At 71.3% G+C, this 12416-nt stretch carries 11 protein-coding genes; 3 read left to right on the forward strand and 8 right to left on the reverse strand.

From position 1 onward, the window contains the following. Positions 1–13 precede the first annotated feature (13 nt). On the reverse strand, positions 14–1000 hold the full coding sequence (locus EJV46_RS03370) for a DctP family TRAP transporter solute-binding subunit (RefSeq protein ID WP_131547165.1): 987 nt from the start codon (positions 998–1000) through the stop codon (positions 14–16). 132 nt (positions 1001–1132) lie between these two features. On the opposite strand from EJV46_RS03370, the gene EJV46_RS03375 reads away from it, so the two are divergent. From EJV46_RS03375 to EJV46_RS03385, 3 genes are all read left to right on the forward strand, one after another. Further along, positions 1133–2611 (forward strand): amidohydrolase family protein, encoded by a 1479-nt coding sequence (locus EJV46_RS03375; RefSeq protein WP_131547166.1) that lies wholly within the window; start codon positions 1133–1135, stop codon positions 2609–2611. A gap of 26 nt (positions 2612–2637) precedes the next feature. Next, the gene (locus EJV46_RS03380) at positions 2638–3024 is read left to right on the forward strand and encodes a hypothetical protein (RefSeq protein WP_131547167.1); all 387 of its coding nucleotides are present in this window, start codon (positions 2638–2640) and stop codon (positions 3022–3024) included. Between the two features lie 75 nt (positions 3025–3099). Further along, positions 3100–4701 (forward strand): thiamine pyrophosphate-binding protein, encoded by a 1602-nt coding sequence (locus tag EJV46_RS03385; protein WP_131547168.1) that lies wholly within the window; start codon positions 3100–3102, stop codon positions 4699–4701. Here the strand turns inward: EJV46_RS03385 and EJV46_RS03390 are convergent. The 7 genes from EJV46_RS03390 to EJV46_RS03420 form a co-directional block, all read right to left on the reverse strand. Continuing rightward, complete coding sequence (locus tag EJV46_RS03390) at positions 4670–6544, reverse strand: glycoside hydrolase family 15 protein (protein ID WP_206020690.1); 1875 nt, start codon at positions 6542–6544, stop codon at positions 4670–4672. The two genes, EJV46_RS03385 and EJV46_RS03390, sit on opposite strands and share 32 nt — an antisense overlap. A 240-nt stretch (positions 6545–6784) precedes the next feature. After that, a complete protein-coding gene (locus EJV46_RS03395; RefSeq protein ID WP_165585312.1) occupies positions 6785–7561 on the reverse strand; it encodes a bifunctional 2-polyprenyl-6-hydroxyphenol methylase/3-demethylubiquinol 3-O-methyltransferase UbiG in 777 nt (258 codons plus the stop codon). Then, positions 7558–8463 (reverse strand): glycosyltransferase family 2 protein, encoded by a 906-nt coding sequence (locus tag EJV46_RS03400; RefSeq protein WP_165585313.1) that lies wholly within the window; start codon positions 8461–8463, stop codon positions 7558–7560. Before EJV46_RS03400 ends, EJV46_RS03395 begins: the two co-directional genes overlap by 4 nt. Before the next feature lie 180 nt (positions 8464–8643). Beyond that, entirely contained in the window at positions 8644–9327 is a 684-nt protein-coding gene (gene queC / locus EJV46_RS03405; RefSeq protein WP_206020692.1) for a 7-cyano-7-deazaguanine synthase QueC, read from the reverse strand. Then, entirely contained in the window at positions 9324–10367 is a 1044-nt protein-coding gene (gene queG / locus EJV46_RS03410) for a tRNA epoxyqueuosine(34) reductase QueG (protein ID WP_131548012.1), read from the reverse strand. Before queG ends, queC begins: the two co-directional genes overlap by 4 nt. A 38-nt stretch (positions 10368–10405) precedes the next feature. Continuing rightward, the gene (locus tag EJV46_RS03415; RefSeq protein WP_131547172.1) at positions 10406–10804 is read right to left on the reverse strand and encodes a RidA family protein; all 399 of its coding nucleotides are present in this window, start codon (positions 10802–10804) and stop codon (positions 10406–10408) included. Between the two features lie 45 nt (positions 10805–10849). Beyond that, complete coding sequence (locus EJV46_RS03420) at positions 10850–12415, reverse strand: AMP-binding protein (RefSeq protein WP_131547173.1); 1566 nt, start codon at positions 12413–12415, stop codon at positions 10850–10852. Position 12416: the final 1 nt, after the last annotated feature.

The following is a 12416-nucleotide window of genomic DNA, read 5'->3' on the forward strand; positions in this document are numbered from 1 at the left end:
GCGTTCACGAGTCCTACTGCGCCGGGCGCCAGTCGCGGATGCGGCGCAGCAGCGCGCCGTCCAGCGAGCGCTCGTATTCGGCGAAGGCGGGCGCCAGCGCGGCCTGGAAGGCGGCGGTGTCCACGGTCGTGACCACCGTCATGCCGCGGCGGCGCAGCTCCTCCACGCCCGAGGCGTCGTCGGCTGCGACGCGGGCGCGGTTGGCGGCCTGCGCGGCGCGCGCGGCTTCCAGGAAGGCGGCACGGTCGGCGGCGTTCAGCCGGCCCAGGGTGCCCGGATTGCAGATGAGCAGCGCCGGCGAATAGACGTGCGAGGTCAGGGTCAGGAAGCGCTGAACCTGGTTGAGGTTGTTGGCCACGATGACCGGGATCGGGTTCTCCTGCCCGTCGACCGTGCCCTGCTGCAGGGCCGGAACCAGCTCGGAGAAGGCCATCGGCGTGGGCAGCGCGCCGAGCGTGGAGAAGGCGCGCATATGCACCTGGTTCTCCATGGTGCGGACCTTCAGGCCCCGCATGTCGGCCGGCAGGTTCACCTCGCGGCGGCTGTTGGTGAGGTGGCGGAAGCCGTTCTCCAGCCAGATCACGCCGACCAGGCCGCGGGCGTTGAACTGGCCCAGGATCGACTGGCCGATCTCGCTGTCCAGCGCGCCGCGGGCATGGGCGTAGTCGCGGAAGAGGAAGGGCACGTCCACGTTGCGCACCGCCGGCACGAAGTTCCCGACGGGGCCGGTCGAGGTAATGGTGCAGTCGATCGTGCCGATCTGCACGCTCTCCACCATCTCGCGCTCGTTGTCGTTGCGCTGGATGTTCACGCGGTGGCGGTTGTTGGTCAGCCGCTCCAGCGTCTGCTTGAAGGCGGTCGCGCCGTCGCCGTAGTGGCTGGCGAGCGGCAGCGGGTGCTGGATGGTCAGCTGGGTCTGGGCGAGGGCGGGCGCGGCCGCCAGGGGGGCGAGACACGCGGCGAGACCGGCGCCAAGGACGGCGCGGCGGAGCAGGGACATGGCTTCCTCCAGGATTTCCTTGGTCCCACGGATACGTCATCCGCCCCCCGCGGTGCAATCCAGGCGGCCTCCGGCGCCCGATGGCGTCCGCGCCCGCCCTCGGGCATCATTCCTGCCCCGAAGGAGAGACCCATGACCCTGCGCTGCGACCTCGTCATCCGCGATGCCACCGTCTTCGACGGCACGGGCGCGCCGCGCTTCCGGGGCGACGTGGCGGTCGAAGGGGACCGGATCCTGGCCGTGGGCGCCCTCGGCAGCATGGCGGGACAGAAGGAGATCCAGGCGAGGGGCAAGGCGCTGGCGCCCGGCTTCATCGACGCGCATACCCATGACGACCGCCTGGTGACCTGCGGGCCGGAATGCGTGCACTGCAAGACCAGCCAGGGCGTCACCACCGTCGTGGTCGGCAATTGCGGCGTGAGCCTCGCCCCGGTCCGCATGACGAAGCGCCCGCCGCCGCCGCTCGACCTGCTGGGCGACGAGAGCTGGTTCACCATGGGCAGCTTCGGCGAATATGCCGAGGCGCTGAAGAAGCGGCCCACGGCGGTCAACACCTTCGCCTTCTGCGGCAACATGTCGCTCCGCGTCGAGGCCATGAATGGCGACGTCTATCGCGCCGCCAAGGACCACGAGATCGCGAAGATGCAGGACCGCCTGCGCGAGGCGCTGAAGGAGGGGGCAGGGGGTTTCTCGACCGGCCTCTACTACCCGCCCAACGCGCAGGCGACGACGGAGGAGGTCATCGCCATCGCCGAGGTCGTGGCCGAGGTCGGCGGCATGTACGCCACCCATATGCGCGACGAGGCGGACCACGTGCTCGACAGCATCCGCGAGACGCTGCGCACCACGCGCGAGGCCAATGGCGGGACGGGCGGGCTCGACCTCTGCATCAGCCACCACAAATGCAGCATGAGCGAGAATTTCGGACGCTCGCGCGACACGCTCGCGCTCATGGACGCCATGGCGCAGGACCAGCCGGTGGCCTTCGACGTCTATCCTTACCCGGCGGGCTCCACCGTGCTGATGCCCGACAAGCTGCGGCAGGACGTGCAGGTGCAGATCACCTGGTCCGTGCCCTTCCCGGAGATGGCCGGCCGCAACCTCGACGCCATCGCGCAGGAATGGGGCATGACGCGCCGCGCCGCGGCCGACAAGCTGCTGCCCGCCGGCGCCATCACCTTCCAGATGGACGAGGCCGATGTCCGCCGCATCATGGCGCATCCGCGCTCCATGATCGGCAGCGACGGCATCCCGCACGACGCCAAGCCGCATCCGCGCCTCTGGGGCACCTTCCCGCGCGTGCTGGGCATGTATGTGCGCGACGTGCGGCTTTTCAGCCTCGAGACGGCGGTCCACAAGATGACCGGGCGCCCGGCGAGCATCTTCGGCCTGCCCGACCGCGGCACCATCCGCCCTGGGGGCTTCGCCGACCTCGTGCTCTTCGACCCGGCCCGCGTGCGCGACAACGCGACCTGGTCCGAGCCCGACCTCGTCTCGGACGGCATCGAGCAGGTCTGGTGCAACGGCGTGACCACCTACACCGAGGGCTCCGAACCCGGCACGGCCGCGCCGGGCCGCTTCCTGGGCAATCCCCGGCTCAGGGCCGCATGAGGGCCGATCCGCAAGTCTCGGATCGCATGCAGCAGGGCACCAAGCGGCGCGCCCTCCTGGTCTTCCTCGTGATCGCCTTCGTCGTCGCGCTGGTGGCCACCTACTGGCCCAATCATCGGGAACGCACGCAGATCGAGACCTATCTGCGCCAGGGCCTGCGGCAGGGGGCCGTCCTGCTGAAGCGCGACATCGACCGGCTCTCGCCCGAGGGCCAGGATCCCGGCCCGGCCGTGCAGCATCTGGGCGCGCTCGGCCTGGGCTGCGCGGCGCCCGCGACCACGACGGGCGAATGGAGCTGCGTCATGCGCCGCCCGGGCGACAACCGGATGATGATCACCATCGAGGCGGCCGTCCGCGTCGAGCGCGGCCTCGTCACGGAGACCCTCGCGCGCATTTCCGAAAGCCCGCGCTGACCACCCCCCGCCGGGTAGTCGCACCCGCCCCGCGGGGCTACACCGGACCCACGAAGAACGTTCCGGGGAACAGCCTTGCCGACAGCCGCCCAACGCCTGGTGGATTTTCTCGCCGCCCAGGGGATCGACCGCGCCTTCTGCGTGCCCGGCGAGAGCTACATCGCGCTGCTGGAGGCGCTGCACGACGCGCCCATCGACCTCGTGGTCAACCGCCACGAGGGCGGCGCGGGCTTTGCGGCGATCGCCGACGCCAAGCTCACGGGACGGCCGGGCGTGTTCATGGTCAGCCGCGGGCCCGGCGCCTGCAACGCCGCCATCGCGCTGCACACGGCCGAGCAGGACGCCGTCCCGCTCATCCTGCTGATCGGCCAGGTGGAGGCGAAGGACCTCCGCCGCGACGCCTTCCAGGAGATCGACTACGGCCACATGTTCGGCCGCTTCTGCAAGTTCGTGGGCGAGGCGACCCGGCCCGAGCAGGTGCCCGAGCTCATCGCGCGGGCCTATGCCATGGCCATGCAGGGCGTGCCCGGCCCGGTCGTGCTCTCGCTGCCCGAGGACGTGCTGGACATGGAATGCGCCGCCGCCGCGCCGTCCTATAGCCTCGCCACGCCGGCCGCCGCCGCGCCCGCAGATGTCGCGCGCATCGCCGCCGCCCTGGCGCAGGCGGAGCGGCCGATCCTGCTCGCCGGCCACGGCTTCGAGAGCGCCGAGGGGCGCGCGGCGCTGGCCCGCTTCGCCGAGGCCTGGCACCTGCCCGTCGCCGTGTCCTTCCGCCGGCAGGACATCTTCGACAACCACTCGCCGCTCTATGCCGGCGACATGGGGCTGCGGAACCCCGATGCGCAGCGCGAGGCCTTCGCCTCGGCCGACCTGATCCTGGCGCTGGGCACGCGGCTGACCGACATCACCACCCAGGGCTATTCCTGGCCGGCGGCAGGGCAGCGGCTGATCCATGTCTGCCCGGACCCGAAATTCCTGAACTGGCTCTTCCCGGCGGAGATCGCCCTGGCCGCCGACGCCCAGGCGCTCATCGCCGCCCTGCCGGCCTCGAACGTGCCGCCGGGCCGCAAGGCCTGGGCGGAGAAGCTCCGCGCGCTGCATGTCGCCGACTGCCAGGTGAAGCCGCGCGACTGGCCGGACGGGCTGCCCTTCGCCGAGGTGGCGCAGGCGGTCGGCGCCGCGCTGCCGGCCGACGGCATCGTCACGCTCGACGCGGGCACCTTCGGCGCGCCCTTCTACCGCAAGGTGAGCTACGCGCCCGGCCAGCGGCTGCTGGTGCCCATCTCCGGCGCCATGGGCTTCGGCGTGCCGTCCGCCGTCGCCGCCACGCTGCGCTGCCCCGGACGGACCGTGGTCTGCGGCGTGGGCGACGGCGGCATCCTCATGACCGGCGGCGAGCTCGCCGTGGCCGTCGAGCGCAACCTGCCGATCAAGCTGCTGCTTTCCGAGAACCTGGGCTACGCCTCCATCCGCATCCACCAGGAGCGGCAGCATCCCGGGCGGGTCAGCGGCACCATGTTCGCCAATCCGGACTTTGCCCATTGGGCCCAGGCCTTCGGCCTGCCGGTGACGCGGGTGAACACGCGGGACGACTTGCCGGCGATGCAGGAGGCCATCCGCCGGCCCGGCCCGGCGGCCATCCTGGTCAAGACCTCGATGCAGGCGGTGCTGCCCTGATCTCTTGACCCGGCGTCTCGATCGTCTCGCGCAACGGGGCATGCGCGTGCAGGCTGATCGCCGTTCGCACCAGCGCGAGGTGCGAGAAGGCCTGCGGGAAGTTGCCCACCTGCCGGAGGGCCCCGGTGTCGAATTCCTCGGCGAGCAGGCCGAGGTCGTTGCGCAGGGACAGCAGCCGGTCGACGAGCGCATTCGCCTCCGCCTCCCGCCCCTGGAGCAACCAGGCATCGGCCAGCCAGAAGCTGCAGGCGAGGAAGGCGCCCTCGCCGGCGGGCAGCCCGTCCTTGCCGCTCTCGGTGCGGTAGCGCAGCACCAGCCCGTCCTCCAGAAGCTCGCGCTCCACCGCGGCGATGGTGCCGGCGACGCGCGGATCGTCGATGGGCAGGAAGCCGGTCGTGGGGATCAGGAGGAGGCTGGCATCCAGCTCGCGCGATCCGAAGCTCTGGGTGAAGCTGCCGAGCGCCGGGTCGAAGCCCTTGTCGCAGACGGTGCGGTGGATCTCCTCCCGGACGGCGCGCCAGCGGTCCAGCGGCGCCCTTAGCCCGTATTTCTCCGCGTCGCGGATCACGCGGTCGAAGGCCACCCAGGCCATGACCTTCGAATGGGTGAAGTGCCGCCGCCCGCCGCGCATTTCCCAGATGCCGTCGTCGGGCTCGTCCCAGATGCCCTCGAGATGCTCCAGCGCCCGGCATTCCAGCGCCCAGGCCGAGGGCAGGGAGGCGAGCCCGCCTTCGCGCGCGAGGTGCAGCGCATCCATCATCTCGCCCCAGACATCGAGCTGGAGCTGGCCCGACGCGGCATTCCCGACCCGGACCGGCGCCGAGCCCTCGTAGCCCGGCAGGCCCGGCACCTCCCATTCGTCCAGCCGGCGCTCGCCCGCGATGCCGTACATGAGCTGCAGGTCGGCCGGGCTTCCCGCCACGGCCCGTTGCAGCCAGTCGCGCCAGGCCTTCGCCTCCTCGTGATAGCCCGCGCCCATCAGGGCGATGAGCGTCAGCGTCGCGTCGCGGATCCAGCAGTAGCGGTAGTCCCAGTTGCGCGTCCCGCCGAGGCATTCGGGCAGCGAGGTGGTGGGGGCAGCGACGATGCCGCCCGTCTCGGCGTAGATGAGCGCCTTGAGCGTCAGCAGCGAGCGCAGCACCGCCTCGCGCCGGTGGCCGTCATAGGTGCAGCGCCCGGCCCAGGCGCGCCAGAAGGTGTCCGTCTCGCGCAGGGCGGCCTCCGGGTCGATCGGCGCGGGCGGGGCGAGATGCGAGGGGCCATAGGTGAGCACGAAGTGTCGGCGCTGCCCGGCCGAGAGGCTGAATTCCGCGACGGTCGCGAGGTTCTCGCCATGGAGCTCCGCCTCCGATCGGAGGACCACGAGGTTCGGCCCGGCGATCGCCGAGATCCCCGTCCCGTCCGGCAGCCGGGTCACCCAGGGGACGGAGGAGCCGTAGTCGAAGCGCAGCCGGAGCTGCATGCGCACGGGACTCGTGCCCCGCCGGCCCTCCACGATGCGGATGATGGAGGAATCCGGACGGGCCGCCGGCATGAAGTCGATCACCGCGAAGCTGCCGTCCCGCGTCTCGAAGACGGTCTCCAGGATCATGGTGTCGCCGCGATAGGCGCGCGTCGCGCGTGCCTCGCCCCCGGCCGGCGCGATGGACCAGTGGCCATGGCCCTCGTCGCCGAGCAGGGCGGCGAAGCAGCTCGCGCTGTCGAAGCGGGGCCAACACAACCAGTCGATGGAGCCGTCGCGCCCGACCAGGGCCGCGGTCCGGCCGTCGCCGATGAGGCCGTAATCCTCGATTGGCAGCGATGTCTTCTCGCCGGCCCGCAGCCAGCTGGACGCCGTGTCCATCGGGCTCATCCGCGCGCCGCGAGGGCCGCTCGGCCGATGCCGGAACGGGCCGCGGCCGGCGCCGACTCATGGGTCATGTGCGGCGCAGGTCGCGCCGTCGGTTCCACAGGCAATTCCGATCCCCCTCGAAGGGCCGCCCGGGCCCCCAGGGTCGAACGGAGTTCGGCCGCTCCGGTTTCCCGGGGGCGCCCGCAGGGCGTGCCTTCGCCGAGGGAGGCTCCGGTCGGGCCGCGCGCCGGGTCAGCCGGTCTCGCGGTCCGGCGCCCTGGCGCCGGGCAGCCGGCGCTTCATGGCCTTGGCCGCCAGCCTCGGCAGCATCGACACCGCGCGGGACAGGAACATGTCGGCCTGCTCCAGCGCCCGCTGGAACAGGGCGGGATGCACGAAGTTGAGGCTGGCGCCCTCGGCCACCGGCGTAAGACCGGCCGCCACCGGATGGCCCGCCCTGACGTAGCAGACGAGGTTCTGCCGGTACCAGAAATCGACCCGGTCGTCGTTCCAGATCCTGGGGCGGATCACGTCATAGGCCGCGAAGCCCTCGGCCGCGAAGCGGGCCCGCCAATAGTCCTGCCACTGCTCGTTGATGTGGTCGGTGCCGGCCTGGCCGGGGATCGCGGCCGAGAAGACCACGACGGGCGCCAGCGCGGTCAGCTGCCGGACCAGGGCGGCGCCGGCCGCTTCGGGAAGATGCTCGGCCACTTCGAGGCACATCGCCAGGTCGAAGCCGCGCACCACCGGAAGCGGCTGGCGCAGGTCCGCGCTGAGGAAGTCGGCGGGCGGGATCTTCAGGAGCGAGCGGTCCACATAGTCGCCGTCCAGGCCCAGCACGTCCTGGACCCCGGCCTGCCGCACGACCGACAGCCAGGTTCCGACGCCGCAGCCGACATCGACGACCGAGCCGGGGTGGAAGCTTTCCAGGATATGCGGCACGACCGCCGCGGCGGAGCGGAGCGACCCATCCTGCTGGTCCAGGTAGAATTCGCGCCCATAGGGCGTGGACGTGGCTGCGGCGTTCATTTGGGGCCTCCCATTTCGGCCTGGTCGTCGGGGTGGTGCCGCACGCGCAGGAATTGCGCGCATCCGAGAAGGCCGCGGAGCTTGGCGGGAATCCGCCGCCATTCCCGCAGCTCGCTGCGGCACAGGCGCATGGTGGATCGCATGTCCCAGTACAGGGCGCGCATCGGGTCGCCGTCGCCGCGCAGCGCGTACTTCGTCGCCATGGCGCCGAAGCCGAAGGCGTGGTCGCCGACCTGCTGGTACCACGTCCGGGTGCCGCGCCGGCCATGGAAGTGGTGGACCAGCAGGTCGGGCTCGTAGGCGATGCGGGTGCCGGAACGCAGCACGCGATAGGCGAAGTCGACATCCTCGGCCGATCTCAGCCTGGACCCCGCGCCGAAGCGCGGATCGAAGCCGCCCGCGCGCTCGACGACGCAGCGCCCGAAGGCCATGTTGGCCCCGTGCAGGAACCCCCACAGCCCGCCCGGGTGGGCCAGGATGTCGCGGATGCGGGAGGTCTTGATGGCCAGCGGCAAGTCGAGGGGATCTCCCAGCTCCACGCGACCGCAGATCAGCTGCATGGGCTCGGCCCGGAGCAGTCCGACGGCCACGGCCAGCCAGTCCGGCGCGACCACGCAATCGTCGTCCGTGACCAGCAGCCATCGCCCCCGGGAGGCCGACAGCGACCTGTTGCGGGCGATCGCCAGCCCTGTCCGCGGCTCGACGACGCCGCGCAGCGGCAGGCGGGCCGAGAACTGGGCGATGACGGCCTGGGTGTCGTCCGTGCTGCCGTTGTCCACGACGACGACCTCCCAGGAGAGGCCCGCCGGAACCGGCATCCCGGCGAGCCCATGAAGCGTCCGGGCGAGGGAGGCGGCCCGGTTCCGGGTGCAGATCAGGATGCTGGCCTCGCATTCCGCCATCAAGCGTCGCCCTCAAGTATTTCTCGCGCATGACCACATATCGCGGCGGAATAATCAAGCAACTCCGTGCATCGGGTAAATCACATCTAAGTCCGATAAATACAATTTCACCCCGATCACGTAAATATCGCCAAGCGTGAGCAATCGAGCAGGATAGGAGCGTGGATTCGACGCGCGCTGTCAGGCGGCACGCGCCGCATAGGCCGCCCAGCCCGCGGCCCGCAGCTCGCAGGCGGGGCAGCTGCCGCAGCCGAAGCCCCAGGGGCGCAGCTTGCTTCGCTCGCCCTTGTAGCAGGAGTGGCTTTCGGTGCGGATCAGCTCCACCAGCCGCGGTCCGCCGAGCGATTCCGCCAGCCGCCAGGTGCCCGCCTTGTCCAGCCACATGAGCGGCGTGTGCAGCACCAGCCGCGTGTTCATGCCAAGGTTGATGGCGGCCTGAAGCGCCTTGATCGTGTCGTCGCGGCAATCCGGATAGCCGGAATAATCCGTCTCGCACATGCCGCCCACGATGTGCTTCAGCCCGCGCCGATAGGCCAGCGCGGCGGCGAAGGTGAGGAAGATGAGGTTGCGGCCGGGGATGAAGGTATTGGGCAGCCCGTCCTCGCGCAGCGCGATCTCGGTATCGCGGGTCAGCGCCGTCTCGCTGATCTGGCCGAGCACGCCGAGGTCAATCGTGTGGTCCGGCCCCAGCCTGGGCGAGGCCATGCCTTCGCGCAGCGCCGCGCGGCAGTCGAGCTCGACGGCATGGCGCTGGCGGTAGTCGAAGCCCAGCGTCTCGACATGGTCGAAGCGGTCGAGCGCCCAGGCGAGGCAGGTGGCGCTGTCCTGCCCGCCGGAGAGGAGGACGAGGGCTCCATTCGTCATGCCTGCAACCTTTCCACGGCCCATCGCGCGGCCTCGGCGACGGTGGGGTCCGCATCCTCGCACAGGGCGCGCGCGGTGGGCAGCAGGGCGGCGTCGCCGCTGTTGCCGATGGCGTTCAGCACGTTGCGGGTGAAGCGGTCGCGGCCGATGCGCTTGATGGGCGATCCGGAATAGCGCGCGCGGAAGGCGGCATCGTCCAGCGCGGCGAGCACGCTGAGTGGCGGCGCGATCTCGCTGCGCGGCGCGAGCTGCATCTCGGCGGAGGCGCGGGCGAACTTGTTCCACGGGCACGCGGCGAGGCAGTCGTCGCAGCCATAGATGCGGTTGCCCATGGCCTCGCGGAACTCGTGCGGGATCGGGCCGTGATGCTCGATGGTGAGGTAGGAGATGCAGCGCCGCGCATCGAGCCGGTAGGGCGCCGGGAAGGCCGCGGTCGGGCAGGACTCCAGGCAGGCGCGGCAGTTGCCGCAATGGTCGGTCTCGGGCCTGTCGGGCGCCAGATCCAGCGTGGTGTAGATCTCGCCGAGGAAGAGCCAGGAGCCGTGCGTGCGGCTGACCAGGTTGGTGTGCTTGCCCTGCCAGCCCAGCCCGGCCTGGGCGGCCAGCGGCTTCTCCATCACGGGGGCGGTGTCGACGAAGACCTTCAGCTCGCTGCCCTTGAAGCGGCGCACCATCCAGCCGCCAAGGGCCTTGAGGCGCTTCTTCACGAGGTCGTGATAGTCGCGGCCCTGGGCATAGGCGCTGATCGTGGCGCGGCCGCGCTCGGCGAGGCTGGCCAGGGGATCGTAGGCGGGCCCGTAGTTGAGGCCGAGGGCGATGACGCTGACCGCCTCCGGCCAGAGCATGCGGGGTTGCGCGCGTTGCGCGCGGCGGCCCTCGAGCCAGCCCATCGACCCATGGGCGCCGGCATCGAGAAAGGCGTCGAGGCGCGCGCGGGCCGTCTCGGGCAGCAGGGCCTGGGTGAAGCGGGCCACGTCGAAGCCCTGGGCGATCGCTTCCGCCCGAACGGCCTCGGTGGCTTCGTTGGGCGGCCGATTCAGGCCTCCGCGCCCTGCGGCGCTCCGGCCATCGGACGCCGTCACACCTTGGAAAGGATGGCGGTGGCCTCGATCTCGACCTTCGCCTCCTCCTCCACCAGGGCGCCGACCTGCACCAGGGTCATCGCCGGGAAGTGGCGGCCCATCACGGCGCGATAGGCGGGGCCGAGCTCGGCCAGGCTCGCGCGGTACTCGCCGATATCGGTGACGAACCAGGTGAGCCGCGCGATGTCCTCGGGCCGGCCGCCGGCCTCGGCCAGCACGGCGAGGATGTTCTGCAGCGCCTGGCGCACCTGGGGCACGAAGCCCTCGGCGAAATGCCCGGCGGCGTCCCAGCCGATCTGGCCGCCGATGATCACGAGGCGGCCCTCGCCCGTCAGGCCGTTGGCATAGCCCTTGGGGGCGGGCCAGCCCTTGGGTTGCAGCGCGGTGAGGCTCATGGGCGAGGCTTTCGCAGGAGGTGGCGCGGCGCGCAAGGGCGGAGGTCAGGCCCGCTGCCGGAGAAGGAAGCGTTGCAGCTTGCCCGAGCCTGTCTTCGGCAGCTCCGGCACGAAGACCAGCCTGCGCGGGTATTTGTAGGGCGCGATCTCGGCCTTCACATGGTCCTGCAGGGTCTTGGCCATGGCCTCGTCCGGCGTGTGGCCGTCCTCCAGCACGACGAAGGCGGTGACGACCTGGCCGCGCTCCGGATCGGCGGTGCCGACCACGCCGCATTCGCGCACGGCCGGATGCAGCAGAAGGGCGACCTCCACCTCGGGGCCCGCGATGTTGTAGCCGGCGGAGACGATCATGTCGTCGCTGCGGGCCTGGTACCAGAAATAGCCCTCGGTATCCTGGATGTAGGTGTCGCCGGTGATGTTCCAGCCCTTCTCGACATAGCGGCGCTGGCGCGGATCGGCGAGGTAGCGGCAGCCGGTGGGGCCGCGCACGGCGAGGCGGCCAGGGGTGCCGCGCGGGACCTCCTGGCCGCTCCCGTCCACCACGCGCGCCTCGTAGCCGGGGACGACGAGGCCGGTGCTGCCGGGGCGGACCAGCTCCTCGGGCGCGCCGATGAAGATGTGCAGCATCTCGGTGGCGCCGATGCCGTCCATCAGCCGGATTCCGGTCTTCTCCCGCCAGAGGTCGAAAATCGGCTTGGGCAGGGTCTCGCCGGCGGAGACGCATTTGCGAAGGGAGGAGATGTCGAAATCCGCGACATGCGCCGCCATGGCGCGATAGGCCGTGGGCGCGGTGAAGCAGATGGTGGCGCGGTATGCCGCGATGGCCGGCAGCAGCTCCTCCGGGCTCGCGCGCTCCAGCAGGATGGCGGTGGCGCCGACGCGGAAGGGGAAGAGCACCAGCCCGCCGAGGCCGAAGGTGAAGGCCAGCGGCGGCGAGCCGATGAAGCGGTCGTCCCGGCTGGGCTGGAGCACGCGCGCGGAATAGGCGTCGCAGACCGCGAGCATGTCGCGATGGAAGTGCATGGTGCCCTTGGGCTCGCCGGTCGTGCCCGAGGTGAAGCCGATGAGGCAGGTGTCGTCGGCGGCGGAATCGAAGGCGGCGAAGTCCGGGCTCGCCGCGGCGCAGCGCGCTTCCAGATCGCCGTCGCCCCAGAACACGAGGTGCTTCAGCTCCGGCGCCTCGGCCTTGCGCAGGTCTTCGGCGAGCCGCGCGTCGCAGAGCGCGTGGGTGATGCGGGCCTTGGCGCAGATCTGGCCGATCTCGCGCGCGCGCAGCAGGGGCATGGTGGCGACGGCCACGCCACCCGCCTTCAGCACTGCGAAACAGGCGGCGACCATCCAGGCGTTGTTCGCGGAGCGCAGGAGCACGCGGTTGCCGGGGATGAGGCCGAGCTCGCCCACCAGCACATTGGCGATGCGGTTCACCCGCTCCGCCAGCTGCGCGTAGGTCAGCGTCTCGGCCGGGGTGACGACGGCGGGATGGTCGGCGCGCGCGGCGAGATTGGCGTCCAGCAGCTCGGTCGCGCAGTTGAGCCGCGCGGGGTAGGGGAGGGGCCGGAGGTCGGGCCATTCCCCGGCCGGCGGCAGGTTGTCGCGCGCGAAGTGGTCCATG

The organism is Roseococcus sp. SYP-B2431, from assembly GCF_004336745.1.
Lineage (GTDB): Bacteria > Pseudomonadota > Alphaproteobacteria > Acetobacterales > Acetobacteraceae > Roseococcus.

Bases quoted from the DNA above. Each gene is read 5' to 3' on its own strand.
- EJV46_RS03375 (WP_131547166.1), top strand. From the start codon at position 1,133: ATGACCCTGCGCTGCGACCTCGTCATCCGCGATGCCACCGTCTTCGAC.
- EJV46_RS03420 (WP_131547173.1), bottom strand. From the start codon at position 12,415: ATGGACCACTTCGCGCGCGACAACCTGCCGCCGGCCGGGGAATGGCCC.
- EJV46_RS03415 (WP_131547172.1), bottom strand. From the start codon at position 10,804: ATGAGCCTCACCGCGCTGCAACCCAAGGGCTGGCCCGCCCCCAAGGGC.
- EJV46_RS03395 (WP_165585312.1), bottom strand. From the start codon at position 7,561: ATGAACGCCGCAGCCACGTCCACGCCCTATGGGCGCGAATTCTACCTG.
- EJV46_RS03400 (WP_165585313.1), bottom strand. From the start codon at position 8,463: ATGGCGGAATGCGAGGCCAGCATCCTGATCTGCACCCGGAACCGGGCC.
- EJV46_RS03370 (WP_131547165.1), bottom strand. From the start codon at position 1,000: ATGTCCCTGCTCCGCCGCGCCGTCCTTGGCGCCGGTCTCGCCGCGTGT.
- queC (WP_206020692.1), bottom strand. From the start codon at position 9,327: ATGACGAATGGAGCCCTCGTCCTCCTCTCCGGCGGGCAGGACAGCGCC.
- EJV46_RS03380 (WP_131547167.1), top strand. From the start codon at position 2,638: ATGCAGCAGGGCACCAAGCGGCGCGCCCTCCTGGTCTTCCTCGTGATC.
- EJV46_RS03390 (WP_206020690.1), bottom strand. From the start codon at position 6,544: ATGGACACGGCGTCCAGCTGGCTGCGGGCCGGCGAGAAGACATCGCTG.